This window comes from Paenibacillus sp. FSL M7-0656, assembly GCF_038003225.1.
In the GTDB taxonomy this organism is placed as follows: Bacteria; Bacillota; Bacilli; order Paenibacillales; family Paenibacillaceae; genus Paenibacillus; species Paenibacillus amylolyticus.
The window spans coordinates 1,814,817-1,832,366 of record NZ_JBBOOT010000001.1; the positions used below are offsets into that span (position 1 = coordinate 1,814,817).

At 45.0% G+C, this 17,550-nt stretch carries 15 protein-coding genes; 4 read left to right on the top strand and 11 right to left on the bottom strand.

The window, feature by feature from the left end:
• Positions 1–64: 64 nt before the first annotated feature.
• The 6 genes from MHI01_RS07820 to rpiA all read right to left on the bottom strand — a co-directional run bounded on the left by MHI01_RS07820 (position 65) and on the right by rpiA (position 5,928).
• Entirely contained in the window at positions 65–1,018 is a 954-nt protein-coding gene (locus MHI01_RS07820) for an alpha/beta hydrolase (RefSeq protein WP_339286411.1), read from the bottom strand.
• Positions 1,019–1,054: 36 nt separating this feature from the next.
• Positions 1,055–2,764 (bottom strand): ATP-binding protein, encoded by a 1,710-nt coding sequence (locus tag MHI01_RS07825; RefSeq protein ID WP_340982871.1) that lies wholly within the window; start codon positions 2,762–2,764, stop codon positions 1,055–1,057.
• A gap of 15 nt (positions 2,765–2,779) precedes the next feature.
• Positions 2,780–3,868 carry a cobalamin B12-binding domain-containing protein gene (locus MHI01_RS07830; RefSeq protein ID WP_340982872.1) on the bottom strand — a complete coding sequence of 363 codons (1,089 nt, stop codon included), beginning with the start codon at positions 3,866–3,868 and terminating at the stop codon, positions 2,780–2,782.
• Positions 3,869–4,154: 286 nt separating this feature from the next.
• Positions 4,155–4,616, bottom strand: coding sequence for a MarR family winged helix-turn-helix transcriptional regulator (locus MHI01_RS07835; protein WP_036670259.1), 462 nt, complete (start codon positions 4,614–4,616; stop codon positions 4,155–4,157).
• Between the two features lie 15 nt (positions 4,617–4,631).
• On the bottom strand, positions 4,632–5,294 hold the full coding sequence (locus MHI01_RS07840; RefSeq protein WP_340982873.1) for a GNAT family N-acetyltransferase: 663 nt from the start codon (positions 5,292–5,294) through the stop codon (positions 4,632–4,634).
• Positions 5,257–5,928 (bottom strand): ribose-5-phosphate isomerase RpiA, encoded by a 672-nt coding sequence (rpiA, locus tag MHI01_RS07845; RefSeq protein WP_047842431.1) that lies wholly within the window; start codon positions 5,926–5,928, stop codon positions 5,257–5,259. The genes MHI01_RS07840 and rpiA overlap by 38 nt, the downstream gene beginning before the upstream one ends.
• Positions 5,929–6,438: 510 nt before the next feature.
• Here rpiA and MHI01_RS07850 point away from each other — a divergent pair.
• Both MHI01_RS07850 and MHI01_RS07855 read left to right on the top strand, forming a co-directional pair.
• The gene (locus MHI01_RS07850) at positions 6,439–8,181 is read left to right on the top strand and encodes a methyl-accepting chemotaxis protein (protein ID WP_340984839.1); all 1,743 of its coding nucleotides are present in this window, start codon (positions 6,439–6,441) and stop codon (positions 8,179–8,181) included.
• A gap of 79 nt (positions 8,182–8,260) precedes the next feature.
• Positions 8,261–11,935 carry a non-ribosomal peptide synthetase family protein gene (locus tag MHI01_RS07855; protein WP_445744920.1) on the top strand — a complete coding sequence of 1,225 codons (3,675 nt, stop codon included), beginning with the start codon at positions 8,261–8,263 and terminating at the stop codon, positions 11,933–11,935.
• A gap of 134 nt (positions 11,936–12,069) precedes the next feature.
• Here the strand turns inward: MHI01_RS07855 and MHI01_RS07860 are convergent, their stop codons facing one another.
• From MHI01_RS07860 to MHI01_RS07875, 4 genes are all read right to left on the bottom strand, one after another.
• A complete protein-coding gene (locus MHI01_RS07860) occupies positions 12,070–12,690 on the bottom strand; it encodes a TraX family protein (protein ID WP_340982875.1) in 621 nt (206 codons plus the stop codon).
• Between the two features lie 77 nt (positions 12,691–12,767).
• Positions 12,768–13,268: a GNAT family N-acetyltransferase gene (locus tag MHI01_RS07865; RefSeq protein ID WP_340982876.1), complete on the bottom strand. Its 501-nt coding sequence runs from the start codon at positions 13,266–13,268 to the stop codon at positions 12,768–12,770.
• Between the two features lie 5 nt (positions 13,269–13,273).
• Positions 13,274–13,408, bottom strand: coding sequence for a hypothetical protein (locus MHI01_RS07870; RefSeq protein ID WP_340982877.1), 135 nt, complete (start codon positions 13,406–13,408; stop codon positions 13,274–13,276).
• Between the two features lie 126 nt (positions 13,409–13,534).
• Positions 13,535–14,008, bottom strand: a complete 474-nt coding sequence (locus tag MHI01_RS07875) for an RbsD/FucU family protein (protein ID WP_036609525.1) — start codon at positions 14,006–14,008, stop codon at positions 13,535–13,537.
• A 255-nt stretch (positions 14,009–14,263) separates the two neighbouring features.
• On the opposite strand from MHI01_RS07875, the gene MHI01_RS07880 reads away from it, so the two are divergent.
• Both MHI01_RS07880 and MHI01_RS07885 read left to right on the top strand, forming a co-directional pair.
• Complete coding sequence (locus MHI01_RS07880; RefSeq protein WP_017689281.1) at positions 14,264–14,686, top strand: MarR family winged helix-turn-helix transcriptional regulator; 423 nt, start codon at positions 14,264–14,266, stop codon at positions 14,684–14,686.
• A gap of 30 nt (positions 14,687–14,716) precedes the next feature.
• Positions 14,717–16,060: an MFS transporter gene (locus tag MHI01_RS07885; RefSeq protein WP_340982878.1), complete on the top strand. Its 1,344-nt coding sequence runs from the start codon at positions 14,717–14,719 to the stop codon at positions 16,058–16,060.
• Between the two features lie 160 nt (positions 16,061–16,220).
• On the opposite strand, the gene MHI01_RS07890 is transcribed toward MHI01_RS07885, so the two are convergent.
• Positions 16,221–17,522, bottom strand: a complete 1,302-nt coding sequence (locus MHI01_RS07890; protein WP_340982879.1) for an MFS transporter — start codon at positions 17,520–17,522, stop codon at positions 16,221–16,223.
• Between the last annotated feature and the right edge of the window lie 28 nt (positions 17,523–17,550).

A 17,550-nucleotide genomic window follows, 5' to 3' on the forward strand; every position in this document is an offset into this window, starting at 1 on the left:
ATACCCCCATCGTTTAGAAAATGATTTGCATCTTCTACTTAATACCCAGATTGTCACAAAAAAATCAATTAACAGCAGGTGACAGATTTTTCTTCATAAAGGATTCCAGCGCCGCCTCATATCCGGTGCGATCGACTTGAAACGCTGTGCCATGACCGGCACGGGGGACGGTCAGCAATTCCTTTTCGGTTGGGCAGGCTTCATACAACCTGTACACCATTTCCGTTGGTACAAACGTATCCGCCTCTCCGTGGATGAATAACACGGGAATGTTAACTTTGGCAAGCTGCTTGAGAGCCGAAGCCTCTCTAAAGGAATACCCTGCTTTCCACCGGGAGATCAGACTTGTGACAGGTATAAACGGAAATGCAGGAAGCTTGTATAATTGCTTTAACTGGAACGTCAGTTCTTCTTCCACGGATGTATACGCACAATCAGATACAATCGCTTTAACCTGAATCGGCAGAACTTCACCACCTGTCATCAGTACGGTTGCTCCTCCCATGGATATGCCGTGCAATATGATTTCCCCTTGTGTACCCACTTTTTCAAGCACCCAGTTGGTCCACTGGACATAATCCTTCCGATCTAACCAACCAAAACCAATGATATCACCTTCACTCTGTCCATGACCTCGATCATCTGGCATGAGTACGTTATAACCGTGCTTTTCCGCATAAAACCGGGCAAATCCAGCCATTTCTCTGCCTCTACCCGAATAACCATGTGCCAGAATAACCGTCTGATCCGACCCTTTATTGGAACCGAGCCATGTACCATACAGTTTTAATCCATCATGTGATTGAAGAGATATCTCTTCTGTAGGCTGAGCATCCAGCCACTTCAGGTCAGAAGCACTGCTAATGATTTCATTGTCCGGTTCAGGCATCAGATTTGGATTATCTACCAAAAACGTTTTTGCTGTACGGCGAATGGCCGTTTTGAAAAAATAAAGCCCTCCTGCCCACAGAAGAGCAAGAACGATCAGTACCAGTGCTGCAAGTACGTAGAATAACATGAACGAGCCCTACCCTCTTTCCTTATTAAGATATATTCAATCTTTACTTACTCGTTGCAGTGCTACACATGCTGCTTGATAGGCGGGTAACAAAGCATCTAGCAAAGGTTCTGCTTTCCGTGATTGACCTTCCTTCGCCAACTGCTCTATCCGGGCAAACAAAGTTGATAAATAACGAATCCCCAGGCTCAAACTCCCTGATTTAAGATCATGGGCTACCTCGGTTGCAGCAACATGGTCACCGGACACAATATGTCTGCGCAGCGCCTCAATTTTGCCAGGTGTATCGGTACGATACATGTCCAACAACATACCAAGGAGTGTACGATCGCCATCGGTGTTTAATTCCGCAATCTCATGTACGATGCTCATATTTAGTACCTCGGTCGGTTCGGAGGATTGCTGCCACTTCTCGATCATCTTGCTCAGAATTTCCAGCGTGAAGGGTTTGCCAATAAAGTCATTCATCCCGGCTTCCTTACACTTGTCTTTCTCTCCCTGCATGACATTACCTGTCATTGCAATGATTGGTGTGGTATGGCGCATTTCATCCATTTCTATCGAGCGGATTTTGCGTGTTGCCTCCAAACCGTCCATCAATGGCATCATATAGTCCATGAGAATCAAACTGTATTTTTTGCTGAGAAAAGCAGCTATTGCCTCTTCCCCATTCACTACAGCGTCCACTTGGGTTATTCCCAGTTTCTTGAGCTGCAACATAACAAGCTGTCGGTTGATGACATTATCATCGGCCAGCAATACAGATACAGAAGGAGCTTCATCATCCATATCCTGCCCCTGTTGCTCTTGAGCGGAAGCAACAGACTGGTTAGCGGACTGGTTACCGTCTTTCTTACCAAGTGTAAGTTCGAACCAGAATGTTGATCCTTCACCCTCCTGACTGTCTACTCCAATCCGACCTTCCATCAGTGTAACGAGCGACCTGCAGATCGATAATCCAAGGCCCGTTCCTCCATACTCACTTGAGCGTCCTCGTTCAGTCTGCATGTAGGGTTGAAATAACTGGTTCTGATCTTCTTCCGAGATACCAATCCCCGTGTCTTCGACTTCAAATCGGATCATTTGTGTAACTTCATCATTTTCCACAAGGGTGACTCGTATCCGCACCGTACCTTCTGATGTGAATTTGTTCGCATTCTGAATTAGATTGATCAGTATCTGTGTAATCCTCGTTGGATCCCCTTCAAGAAGAGTAGAGATTCTGGGGTCACAGTCTATCGATAACTGATTTCCGTTCTTTCTGACTTGGGGTTCGAGCAAACGAACAATATAGTTTATCGTCTCTTGCAGATCCACTTCTCCCAGTTCAAGTCGCATCTGACCCGCCTCAAGTTTGGACAGATCCAGAAGATCCTGAATCAGCTTAAGCAGCAGTTTGGCAGCATCCTGTATAACGGAAACGGAATTCTCCTGTTCTTCAGACAATGGAGACAGCTTCAGCATCTCAGCCATCCCCAATATGCCATTTAATGGCGTACGAAAATCATGACTGATGCCTGCAATAAATGCGATTTTTGAATCACCTGCATCTACTGCTTGCTGACGTGCAGCTTCAAGACTGTTATTGTTCTTAGCAAGCAAACGCTGGAGTGTCACCAGTTCATTATTCATATCCGAGAATTCCGAGAGTGTCCGTTCCTCTTGCTCTTTACTCCGGATCATCTGATCCGATAACTGCTCAATCGTTCTGCGTAGCCTCTGTATCTCTCCGCTCTCATTAGACATCACATCATCCCTCTCTTAATCCCTAACCATATCAAGCTGATTACATGTAGCTGGCTGAGCCAGTAATTGTTCTGCAACCGCTACCGCTTCATCGGCTCCTGGAGCATAACCGTCAGCTCCTATCGTTTTCCACAACTCCTGATCAATATTGAAGGGATATCCCCCAACCATAATCTTCACATGTGCCGTTGCCGGATGATGACGGATCAGATGAATCAACTCTTTGGCCAGATGAAGGTGATACGTCATCGTAACCGATATCGCAACAACATCGCCCTGATGCCGCTCTATAGCCTCTATTACACTTCCATTGGGAACATTGGCTCCCAGATAGTGCGTATCCCAACCTTCCATCTCGAACACATCTGTGAGCATACGCAGCCCGATCTCATGTTGTTCACTGCCTACACAGGTAGCCACTAGTTTTTTATCCTGACCCGTATGATTCAACCAGAGGGAATAAAGACGTGACATAAATGACTGGGTCGCTGCCGTACAAAAGTGTTCTTGCCCCACACTAATACGATGGCATTGCCACAATCGTCCAATTTCATATTGGGTGGGCTGAAAGATATATCGATAAATATCACGAATCGTCACCCCGGCTTCTAACTGGGCTTCAATGATCTCAAAGGCTTCTTTCCGTTTATTCTCAAGCAAACACTGTAAGTACGATTGCGCGGCATCTCCATATGGCATGGATTCGTTGATGTAACCCGCCTGTGACTCCATATGTGTTGTTCTATATATTCCCATCTCCAGATACTCGAGCAGAAGTGCCTTTGACGGATGGTCAAATTCTTCTTCCAATGTCTCTTTGATCAGATTGAGATTAATCGCCAGGTCTTCTGGTGATACCTTATAACCCTCAAGTAGAACTTTCAGCCAGGCAATATACTGAGTAAACAAACCTGGACTCTGTACGAGCGCACTTTCTGCCAAATAGTTCAAGCTATACTCCGAATCCTGTTTGGTTCGCATTTTTCCATTCTCGCCAAATCGCTCAAGTAAATCGGGCTGTCTGAGATACTGTTTCTCCGTTATTTTATCAGCTAAGTTCGCAGATTCTTGGAGCAAACGTTCCCCTGCTTCTTGATGACTCATAGATGCACCCCTCCTCATACCCGCATCACACTCAATCTTCATTCGTGACTAATCCAGAATGAGATTGATGTTAGCTAACTTGCAATCGGGATAGGTTCTTCTACTTGATCCAATCCATCCATTCCGCTCTTAATCGTTATGTTCCATTATACATGAACTTTCGATAATCATGTTTTACACACGATGAATGTATAGAACAATCTTCCTATATTATGGAGGGCCTTGCAAGTCAGTCAGCCAGTATATACCTGTACTTTTCGAGATCCACAAAAAAAACTGACCTGCGTTATGAACGCAAGTCAGTTTTCCCTTCTGCCGCCAGTCCCAGCTTCTTCAACATCTTAATCGCAGCTACTTTCTCGGAAGGGTCAAGTCCTTCCAAAGCATCAATGATGACCTGATGGTGTTGAGGAAATATCTGTGTGAACAATTCTCTTCCTTCCTCGGTTAACTCAGCGTAAATGACACGCCGATCTTCCTTGGAAGGTCGACGAAACAGCAGATTTTTATTTTGCAACTTATCTACAACATACGTAATATTACCACTGGACATTAACACCTTTTCACCAATCTTTTGCAATGCCTGTGGTCCCTTATGATATAACAAATCAAGCACACCAAATTCTGTCGTATTCAGTCCGTGACTCTGGATGTCCCGATTGGAACGTGAGGTCACAGAATTGTAGGCCCGAACAAGAACCACGAATAATTGTAAAGACAGTTCCCGGTTGTCCTCCGTGTTCAGCATTTCAATAATCCTCCATCAGTTGTTTACATTTCGGCTCGTATGAGGGGCAAGCTTCTGCTTCCACTCCTCACGGAGCATCCCCATACGAATTGAATCATAGTACTGCCCGCGAACGATACGACACTTCCGCATTCGCCCCTCTACCTGTAATCCGGCTTTCACAGCCGCACGCATCATACGTTCATTACCAGACCAAGTAGTCAATCCAACCCGAACCAAAGGCATCTGTTCGAACAAATGACTTGACCACATGACAAGTGAGCGTGTGCCAACCCCGCGTCCCCACTGGACAGATCTGTATATTACAATCCCCATTTCCAGCCACATGGATAACTCATCTTCTATGTAATAGCTGATTGTACCCACAATTTGTCTGTCGGATTCAATAATACGGATTGATACGGGTCTGGAATCGCCTGGATCTACGTCCATACGTTTGAGCATACCTTGTTCAAAAATTTCATAACTTTCGTGTTTAAGTGGGTAATAGGGTGCATCCCATTGCTTCCATTCAGGTACGTCATCACTGTAGATCAATTCATAGAGTTCTTTCAGATCCTGTTTCTCCACACACCTGAGTACAAGTTCACCATCAACGATTGGCAGTTCTTTCATACGATGAAAAGCACCCTCTTCCATATTAAGAACGATGAAGTTCTTCGATACTTCCGTCCGCATTGGCAAGAATGACTGTACTAGCCATATCCACAAATAGTCCGTTATCAACAACACCTGGTAACATGTTCAATTGAACATTAAGGTCCGCAGCGTGATCAATCGCCTCCAAGTGGCAATCTGCTATCAGGTTTCCGTTGTCTGTCAGATAACGTTGCTGTCCATCCATCCGCCACTGTGGTTGACACCCCAATTTTTCGAGCGCCTGGAAGGTCCACTCAGAAGCAAATGGAACCACCTCAACTGGAAGCGGGAATTTCCCCAACTTTTGCACGGCTTTGCTGCCATCCGCTACAATAATCAATTTGTCACTATTGGCCGCCACGATTTTCTCACGCAAAAGAGCCCCGCCCCCCCCTTTAATCAGGTTAAATTCGGGATCAACTTCATCAGCACCATCAATGGTCAGATCCAGACGTCCAATCTGGTCAAATGGGACGATGGGAATCCCCCATTCACGGGCAAGCTTGTCTGAAGCCTCTGAAGTGGCAACCGCTTGAATGTTCAATCCATCACGTACCCGCTCACCGATCCGGCAGATGGCATAATAAGCTGTTGAACCTGTTCCCAATCCAACCTTCATTCCATCTTCAACATATTCTGCCGCACGCTCTGCTGCTATCTGTTTAAGATTCATCTATAAACCCCCGCTGCTCATAATTTGAGAAATGCATATGTAGTTATTATAGATAAAACCGCTTCCGATGTATATCCGTGCCTTCTGTTGCATCTTTGCCATCATATTTTTGTTTTGTTGAAGGATGTATTTTTACCCACCATGTTATAGAATACAGAATGAAGCTAAAAAATGGGAAATTTTAAAATAAACAGTTCTAAATACCTATAATACATCTGATATGTCCATAAATACGTAAAATATTAAAAAAAATTTAACGATACTATTCAATTTAACGACATTTTATACGACATATTAATTATAGATGTGTTTTAATAATTAGACACCTATGGTTCATACGGTACATAAGTCTCTACGAAAGCGACTGATAAACCAAGACCATGGTCGCATAAATTTCCTTTGGAGGGGATCACGGAATGATCTAGTTCACTGTACCAATGCAACCCTAAAGTTTCTTAATTTAAAGAAGATCAGGAGTGGAATTTAGTGAAATCATTAAGTTGGAAAAGCATGTCGTTTTTCTCCAAAAATTTGTTACTCTCATTTACTAATATCGTTATCATCGGGGTAGCACTTATCGCAAGCAGTTACTATTTTCAAAAAACAGTTCTTGTTGAACAGCTGCATGGACAGGTGGAACAAATCACCAAAAAGTGGGCTGAAGATATCAATCCTGCCGAGGTACAAGCTGCTATTGCGGAAGGTAGCTATGATGGAGCAACACAAACGAAATTACGAGCGTATTTCGATGAGATGCAACAATATTATCCTAACATTGCACAAGCCTACATCTTCGGTGTTGAGCTCGGTGGCGATAACAAGAGATTAACTTCCCTTGTAGCGATGCCAACCAACCTAAGAGAGGCTTTTCAAAGTGAGAACGTAAATATTGGTGACATGTATGAGCAGCCGGTCGTTGTAGCCAATGCACTGAAAGAAATGCTTAATACGGATCGCCCAACATTCACAACATTTTATTCCGATGATTTCGGAACATGGACAACCATTGCATATCCAATCAAAGACAGCAACGGAAAGATTTTCTCATATTTTGCCGTTGATGCAGATGCATCAGCCGTACCCGCGGGACTAAACTCCTTGCTCAAAAACGGAATTATCATCCTTGTGGCCTTCTTGCTATTATTCCTGATTATCCAATACCTTGTAGTTAAAAACACTCTTTCCCCTATCCGTCACTTGATCAAAGGAATTGATGACGTAAGTCGGGGTAATTTGAATGTCAACATTCCGACAGGCAAAGACGATCTGGGACTCGTTAACGAGAAGTTCAACACCATGGTTCGCAAAATCAACGATACTATCGTTAAAGTGCAAATCACATCACAAGAAGTAAATCAGTCTGCCAAAGAGCTATATGAAGTTTCCGAGCGCAACAGTGAGAATGCAGATTCTATCAATAATAATGTGACTCAAATCACTTCCAACATTCGTTCACAGGAACAGGCAACCCGGGATAGTGCACGTGCCATGTCCGAGATGGCTACCGTAATCCAGACGATTGCCAGCAGCTCGGCAAGTGTAGCGGATGAAGCCTATGAGATGGAACGTCGTTCGCAACAAGGTAACAGCGTTGTACGTCAGGTATCTGAACAGATGAATCTGATTACGGAATCGGTTAAGAATACCGCTTCTGCCATTGAGGTTCTGGAGAGTCGTTCACAGGAAATCGGCGATATTCTCAATATCATCTCGGGTATCTCCAGCCAGACCAACTTGCTTGCTCTTAATGCTTCCATTGAAGCAGCTCGTGTTGGTGAAGAAGGAAGAGGATTTGCAGTTGTTGCAGGTGAAGTACGCAAACTTGCCGAGCAGTCTGAACAAGCAACCAGCCAGGTTGGCGTATTGATCCAAGAGATTCAAGCTGGAATTAAACAAGCTGTACGTGCAATGGAACAAGGTACGTCAGAAGTAGATACAGGACTCAGCGTAGCCGATCAAACAGGACAATTGTTCGAAGATATTTTAGAAGCAGCGAAAAAAGTATCTAATCAGATTCAGGAAGTATCAAGCGCGACGGAAGAAATCTCTGCGAGTACGGAGGAAATGACCGCTACAGCAGACGACTTGTCTTCAAGCGTAAGTAAGACAGCAAACAGCAGTGAACAAATTTCCTCATCTGTTGATGAGCAAAAAGCATCTTTGATTACACTGGTAGACTCCTCCACACGCCTTAACAGCATGTCTGAGGAACTCCAAGAATTGATCTCTCATTTCAATGTAAGCAAACAATAATTCAAATCCACAAACATTCGGTTTGAACCAAGGAGGAATAACTGAAGTGATTGAAAACCAACCATCTTCTTCCCATTCCATGGAATCTAGTTTGCCAGTTCTGCAGATTCCACTGGATTTTGGGCGACGTCAACAATCATTCTCTTATCAGTCTGCTCAAATCACATTACATGCTTCTCTGAGCCGTGAACTTAAACAGAAGTATGGAGAACAGATGGTGTACCCGGTACTCCTCTCAGCTTATGCAGCCTTGTTATTCCGATTGTCAGCTGAACAGGAACTTGCCATAGGTATACTTTCCCCGGATCAGGCAGCTTCTTATCTTTCATTACAGATTCAGGGGAAATTGACCTTCAGCCAACTATGTCATCAGGTTTCAGAGCAGCTCAAGATTGAATACACGTTGCAAAACGGTGGATACCCTGAATCGTTTTTTATGCTGAATAGTGTACAGTTGCCTCAAGCTCCTCAAATATTAAACTGGAACGTTCGAGATGATCAGAACATGCTCATCCTCGATCTGTTCTATGATAGTTCACTGTTAAAAGAGTCTACGGTGCTGAGATATGCAGAATATTATCAGACTCTTCTACTCGCCTTTGTGCGTGACGGTGAGAAAGCAATCGGTACGGTAGATATTCTTTCCGCCTCAGATCGATTGCTTTACCGTGAAATGAATGATACTTCTGTTCTCGAACCAGAGAATCAAACGGTTCATGGCTGGTTCGAAGCAACGGCAGCGGCATATCCGGATTCACCGGCGATAACATCGCCATCCAAAAGTTATACGTACAGGGAATTGAATGAACGAGCTAATCAGGTTGCACGTGTTCTGTTATCCAATGGATTGCAGAAAGGTGAATTCGTCAGTATCTTTATGGATCGAAGTCTGGAGACGATCATCTCCCTGCTTGGTATTCTGAAGGCAGGTGGTGCGTATGTTCCGATCGACCCTGAGCATCCACAAGAACGTAACAGTTATATCGTGGAAGATACGGCATCCTCCTTCGTGCTGACAACGGAGGCTTCTTATGCCCAAGCTTCCAGCTTGTTCTCCAGTATAGCTACGGTCCGTCAGATTCTCGCTGTGGATGGTCGTTTAGCCGGATTTGCAGCAAGTAACCCCAATCTGGATATTCAGCCGGATGATCTTGCGTATATTATCTACACGTCAGGGTCGACCGGTAAACCCAAAGGTGCACTGATTGCCCACCGGGGTGTAATCAATCTTGGCAGTGTGGTTCAGCGTGATTGTGACATTCAACCAGGTGATGTATTAACTCAGTTTGCTACATACAGCTTTGATGCATCCGTGTGGGATACCATTGGCGCCTTGTTCTATGGAGCAGAATTATATCTGTTGTCTGCGGAAGAACGTGTATCCGTTGAAGAATTCGCAAGTGCAATTGAACGGACAGGAACAACCATCATTACGATACTGCCTACGATTTTCTTCAATCAGCTTGCTTCCTACTTATCCGATGAAGGTTTCCACAAGCTGGCCAAAGTCAGAATCATTACTGTAGCCGGAGAAGCGTTATATGGTGAACAGGTTCGTGCCTTCCAGCGCAAATTTGGAAACCAGATTGATATTGTTAATGTGTACGGACCTACCGAATGTACAGTAGCCACAACTACTCACCGCATCAGTGAGCAGGTTCCTGAACATGTGGTGAACATCCCTATCGGTAAACCGATTCATAACTACAAAGTATACATTGTAAATGAAGAACAACAGCTCTGTCCGGCAGGTGTACCTGGTGAGGTATATATTGCTACCCCTGCATTGGCCAAAGGTTATCTGAATCAGCCAGAACGTACAGCGCAAGCATTCATTGAGAACCCGTTTGCGATAGGTGAGAAAATCTACAAGTCTGGCGATATTGCCAAATTGCTGGATACTGGGTTGCTCGAATATGTTGGTCGCAGTGACTCACAGCTAAAAATTCGCGGTCACCGGATTGAGATCGGGGAGATTGAAGATCACTTTGCACGGCTTGATCAGATCCAGAACGTTGCCGTCATTCCGAAGAAAGAATCCGATGGACAAAATATGCTGGTTGGTTACTTTACATCGAAAGATGGCAGTACCCTCTCTGTTTCGGACATCAAGGCAGAACTGACGGAGAAACTTCCTTCTTATTTTGTACCAAAGTGGATCTGTCAGCTGGATGAAATGCCGATTGCACCAACTGGAAAAATCAATCGCAAAGCGATGGTATCCCTGCCTCATGTGGAACGACATGAAGATCGCCCTGACCGGGTCATGCCTGAGACGGAGACGGAATCCATTATCCTGGACGCATGGAAAGAAATCCTTCAGCACGATGACTTCGGTGTCGAAGACAGCTTCTTCAATATCGGTGGGGATTCACTCCGGGTTATTCATGTACTGGTTATTCTGAAACCACATTATCCGCAACTGAACATTGCCGACTTCTTTGCCGAGAAAACAGTCCGTGCTCTCGCTCGTCGTGTGGAAGTATTGTCTCTCAGTGCAGCAGTAGTTACGGATTCAGTGGTGACCGATGGTATGATTACACAATTATCCGAACACCCTGTGGAGCTAACGCCCCAGTTGGGGTACCCGCTCATTCGTGAACCTGAGCATGTGTTGCTGACTGGAGCAACAGGTTATCTAGGCTCTCATGTGCTGCAACAGTTAATTCTGAATTCCAGTACACGGATCTACACCCTTGTTCGTCGACCATCCAATGGAATAACTGCAATGGAACGTTTGACTAACGTGTTGGAAGGTTATTTCGGCAAACAACTGACTGACCAACTCTCCAGTCGCGTGGAGATTATTGAAGGGGATCTCGAACAACCTCATCTCGGCCTGTCAGCTGAACAAAGGGCTTATGTTCAGGATCGAATTGACCGTGTCATCCACTGCGCTGCAGACGTACGTCATTTCGGCGATGCCGATCAGTTCGCCAAAACAAACGTGGAAGGAACGGTCGCATTGCTAGACTTGATTCGCAGCAAACCAGGTGCTTCCTTCCACCATGTATCCACAATGGGTATTCCGGAAGATCTGGCACTCAGCGGACAATGGGAATCTTCCCTGCAATATGATCGGTTCCCGGCTGACTTGCATGTGGACAACCTGTATTCGGACAGCAAGCTTGAAGCCGAGAAAGTGCTCATGATTGCCGCCGAGCAAGGTGTGCCTGTCAGCATCTATCGTGCAGGTAATCTCACTTGTCACTCCGAAACTGGACGCTTCCAGTCCAATATTGATAGCAACGCCTTTTATCGTATGATCAAAGCAATGTTATTGCTTGGCAAGGCTCCTGCGGCTGACTGGATGGTTGATTTTACACCGATAAACTATGCAAGTGAAGCTATCGTTCATCTGGCCTTACGTCAGGATACCGCCGGTCGTGTATTCCACATCTGTAATCCGGAGCCCATCCGTTATGATGAGCTGATCCGTTCTGTGAATCGGGCTGGTTACGAAGTCGAAACGCTACCTTTCGCCGATTACACACGTTGGTTGTTCGATGCGAGCATCAGCAAAGAGCCGGAAGCTCTTCAGTTGGCTATTGCACAGCTTGAAGGCGACGGTGCGAAGGATTCAGCATATGTCTATGCTTGCCCTGTGACAACGGCTTATGTGGAACCTGCTGGCATCTCATGTGCAAAAACAGATGATCGCTTCATCTCCGTCATGTTAGACTACGCCGTTCAGATTGGATATTTCCCGTCTGCAATCCGGCGCCATAACGGCACTTCTACAGCAATGGAGTAAGTTCTTTATTTTCAACACTTCGTACATTAGCAATAATCATAAATAACAAAAATGAAAACAAAGAAGCCACCTTCTCGTCAGTAAATGACGATGAAAGTGGCTTCTTTGTTTTTGGCTTCATTCCGGATCATTTTTTAGACCCATCGGATAATTGCAATGATGGCAAGATGAGCTGGATAGAAATAACGCCAGACCCAACGTGGCCCCTTCATACGGAATCCCGCTTGATAATACTGAGCAATAGCAATGCCGGCGGTTGCGAGCACACTATACATTTGAACTGAGCTGTTATGCAGCAGAAGATACAGTGCATTTAACAAGACATGTGCCACGACAAGTACAGGACCCTGGAAATAACGGAATAACAGAACCAATAACAACCCGTACATCCCGTAATCCATTTGGCTAATTTCCATGAACCACCCTGCTCCAATTACAATCGGAATCCCTAGTAGTTTGGATGGCAATTTATCGATAACGAATAATACCAACAGGGCTGACCACAATGTCCACACCACGTTCAGAGAATAATGATTAAACGCAGCCATGAACGGCACCTGTGATATGATCGCAATCCAGAACAGACGCCATATGTATTTTTGTACGTCTCGTGTATGTTTATAACCGACATACACTGCAAAAGCATAGATTGGAAAAGCGATACGACCTATGATCCTCAACTCTATAATATGTGGAAAAAAGACAGCCCCTATATGATCAATTAACATCGTGATCATGGCAATCCACTGCATCATGTTGCGACTCCCCTCCCTTGTTGCCGACGACACGAGTGTGCCATTCATTCATATAGTCCATCTTTTGGAGCAAACTCTTATACATTAAGTTCATAATACATGAATTTGGTATCCTGTGCATATCCTTCGGATTCATATAAAGCTTGCGCTTGTTTGTTACTTAACTCAGTTGAGAGTGATATACGAAGAACTCCTCGCTCAGATGCCAATTGCTTGGCTGCTTGCAAGAGCTTCCTGGCAATGCCTTGCTGACGATAATCCGGATGCACATATAGATCATTAAGCACCCAGACAGGCCCCATCGATACCGAACTGAAACTGGGATATAGCTGAACGAATCCAGTACAAATAAAGCTATTCGAGAGTGATCTACCGTTACTTTCATCTGTCCCATGATCACTTTCCGCATCTGTTTCTGCTACCAAAACCACCGATTCATGGCCTTCCATTCGTTCTCTAATATACTGACGTGCTGCCTCAATGTCAGCATTTTGGTTGTAGAACATCCTGTACTCATTGAACAAACGTCCCACTTCGTTACTATCAAGAAGACCCGCTTGTCTGATTCGGTGCTGCATTTCACTCACTCCTCTGGGATGGAGAGCATCGTCTCCTCCTTTGTATTTCTTTCAATTGTAAAACAGTCCTTTCCTTTTCCCCATTCATCATCTGCATCAAAGTTTGTAGTATCTTGAGCAGTGAGATGACGTTCGTTCATGCGCGCTTCCAGATTGCATCCTGCTTATCTAGTCCATGCCCATTCTGCACGTTTTGTTATATTTACTTCGTATTGGTAAAAATAAAAAGGCGACCAAAGCATCCACTGCTCCGTCGCCGTAATTATTCAGTTCGATTCAGCATTCTGCTGTTCCTGACCAGGATCAGCATCGGGGAAAATGACACCTTTCTTCAAAATAAGATTGGCATATTGCGCTCGCTCACCAGTTGCAACAATCACATAGGCATTCGAAGCGCGTTTATAAAAATCAAATCGCTCTTCATGATCAAAAGCATCCGTGATGCCTTCATATTCTTCAATCAACCGGCGGTAGTCTTCCCATATGATCGGGATCACCTGATCCCCTTTCACAACCTGCATGACAGCAGCGGGACGCTCAGCATAGGTATCCAGTGGATATAATTGCAGGATGGCATCCAACAGTTCAACAACTCCCAGTGCATCACAACGTACTAGTCGCTTGGCATGACTGGCTGCGGGGAAATTGCCATCCGCCAGAACCAACTCGTCTCCATGACCCATTTCGGACATGATTTTGAGTAACTCTGGAGGTATTATTGCGGGTATATTCTTTAGCATACACAGCTCTCCTTGTTCATCTCCAACATCAGTTAGAGCAAATTGGTTTTCTCCATTCTTCAAGCACGCTAGACATCGATTCTATAAAAGCGGTTTCATCCCTATTCTAACAGTATTTTCGGATCATTGCACAGCGCACACGTAAGTTCGATATGAGAATATTTCATTTTGACAAAAATACTTGTTTGACATATAGTTGTTGTAACAACTAATTAATTGGGACATTTTATTATGGAAGCGAGGTCTAGCAATCACATGGACTATACACTGGAACAATCTGTTGGATTCATGCTGGGTTTCACACATCGTAAAGCTGTAGCTTTACTTGCGACACGATTCAAACCTTATGATATTACGACAGAGCAATTTTCTGTTCTCTTTAATGTTGACCGCGGCGAAGGTGTGAATCAGAAGGAGCTCGCTGCACGTGTCTTCAAAGACCAACCCACCACTGCGCGGATTATTGATCTGCTTGAGAAAAAAGGCTGGGTAGAACGCCGGACCAGCGAACAGGATCGCAGAGCCTATCTGTTATATCTCACCACGGAAGGCAAAGCGTTAATTGATATCCTCGTTCCGATTGAAAGAGAAATGAATAAAGAACTTGCTGAAGGTATATCCGAAGACCAGATGGAAGCATTTAAACATACTCTTTCCCTCATTAACCGCAACTTGTAATGAATCACAACTCAGGGGGAATACATCATCATGAAAGAACAATCTACACAACAAGTTAGACTATGGACTACCGATTTTATACTGCTGATGCTGTGCAACTTCTTGTTGTTCTTGCAACTGCACATGATTGTCTCTCCGCTTCCGTCCTACGTTCAGGAGCGATTTCACGCCAATGCATTTGAAGTAAGTTTATTCACCTGTCTGTTTGCACTAAGTGCCATTGCAGCCCGTCTCTATTCCGCGAAAGCACTGGAGAAGGGCCTTCGTAACGCCATGATCTATATAGGCCTGTCCGTAGCCCTGCTGGCAACGCTCGGCTATTATTTTGCTGCCGGTATAGCTGTGCTCTTGTTGCTGAGAATGTTGTTTGGTATCGGGTTTGGTATGAGCAGTACCGCTTTTCCAACGATGGCCTCGGACATTGTGCCCGTCAAACGAATGGGTGAAGGTATGGGTTACTTTGGTCTATCGACTAGCCTGGCTATGTCTATGGGTCCAATCATTGGGGTCACTCTGCTCCAGGGTGCAGGTTTTGTAACCCTGATGTTATGCACTGCGGGTGTGCTCGCTGTGATCTATCCACTGAGTTATTCGCTGACACGCAAAAAAGCAGTCAGAACCGATAACAGTACAACCATCATGCCACAAGCCACTACAAGTGCTTCAGGATCCGATCCAAAACAGAAGACACCTTTCAACCGCAAGCTGATTCTGCCCAGTGTGCTGAATTGCCTATTATCCATCACCTATGGTGGGCTTGTCGGCTTCATCGTTTTGTATGGTAAGGAAGCCAATCTGGCCAATCCTGCGCTGTTCTTTTTGTTCAATGCACTCGCCGTGTTATTGGTTAGACCATTTGCAGGACGGATCTATGACAATAAAGGTCCAAAAGCACTGCTCATTCCAGGGGCAATATTCGTTGCTGTCGGCCTCATTCTGCTCTCGTATGCAACCTCCATGTCCCTCCTGTTCATTGCTGCCTTTATCTACGGAATCGGTTATGGTTCCATGCAGTCGTCTCTGCAGACCTGGATGATTCAAGTTGTATCTCCTACTCAACGGGGTATGGCTAATGGTATGTTTTTGAACTCGCTGGATCTGGGTATTGCGACCGGTGCCCTTCTTCTTGGCGCCATTGCGGCCATAACCAGTTATACCGATATGTATCGATATTCCGTGATGTTTATGATTCTGTTCTTGCTTATATATCTGATTCAGGGAAAACGAAGCGGCAGCTTCTCCATTGAACCTCATGCTCTGCTCGCTCATACTCATATTACTGCAACGGAATCACCTCAAGATCAATCCAAGAATTCAGAATCTGGAGCCGGCAACACCAAAACTAGCCAGTCAAATAAAAGCAAACACGAATGATTGGTTAAAGTCATTCTGCTCATAGAAACGAGAAACGCGTTTACACCGAGAAAGCAAATTCATCCGCTTTCTTAGGCGTAAACGCGTTTTTTATTGGAACAGATCTGAATGTTAAACTTAAGACAGCATGGAAATGGACGCAGCATTCAGCACCGTCTATCTAAAATGGACTTTTCTTGCGACCTATGGGAGCATACCTCCTACTCGTCTCGATCACATCCATAGATGTTTCATCCTGTTTCTGCTTGCTTCCCGATGTAGGTTGATCTCCCTTATCCGGCTTAACTGCAAATAAGGTGAGTAATCCGCCCACTGCTCCAGACGCAGCGAGCACACCAAAAAGCAGGAAATGATGAGAACCGATCAGCAAAGAAACGACAGGCGGACCGAGAGATACCCCAATGAATCGCATGCTGCTGAACAGAGCCGTGATTGTGCCCCGCTGTTTTTTATCCACGCCTTCTGTAATCAATGCATCCAGACATGGTAACGTTGCACCTATTCCGGCACTTCCCAATGTGAAAAGACCTACTACAACATAGATATTATCGAATAAACCTATAACGCCAAGGGATACCGTCAGAAGCGCAAGTCCTGTGAAGCCAAGCCATTTCATTCGCGTTTTGTTCTTTCCAATCCACTTCCCTGCCAGGAAAGAAGAAAGACATAACGCTGCCAGCGGAATCGCAAGGACAAGTCCTTTAAGTACACCTTTCAGGGCAAATTCGCTCTCCAGCGTCTCGGATAGATAATATAACACACCAAAGATGACAAACATGCAAATACCGCCGATTGCAAACAACGCATACAACCAGCGTCCCTTTTCTTTTAATACGTCACGAATGGAAGCCACAAATTCCGTAAAGGTGGGAGGCTTTTCTTTTTTCCTAGGAGTCTTCACCAGGAAAATAACAAGAACCAGCGAAAGCACACAAAGGATGGGAATAGCCATGAATGGCGCATACCAGAACCAGACTGCCAGCGCTGCACCCAGAATCGGACTTATGACTTTACCAAACGTATTCGAGGTCTCAATGATACCCAGACTTTTGCTTACTTCATTCTCATCATTAAACATGTCCCCAACTAACGGGATAACAATAGGAAATGCGCCCGCAGCACCTATTCCCTGCAATAACCTGCCACCCAGAATGGTCCAGTAGGCTATGTTTCCGTTCAGCATCCATGCTGCCACACCAGCGACAGCACCTCCGACGGCTGCAATAACGAGGCTGGGAATGATAACTGCTTTTCTGCCAAAACGATCCGACAAGTACCCTGCAAGAGGAATAAGCAGGATGGCAACTACAGCGTAGACTGTAATGAGCATACTGACCTTAAATGCAGATACCTTCAACTCACGTTCAATCTGTGGCAGGATTGGTATAAGCATGGAATTACCCAAGGTCATAATTAAAGGGATGGAAGCAAGTGCGACGAGGTCCCACTTTTTATCGTTCATACCACAACCACCTTTACAGATTCTACAC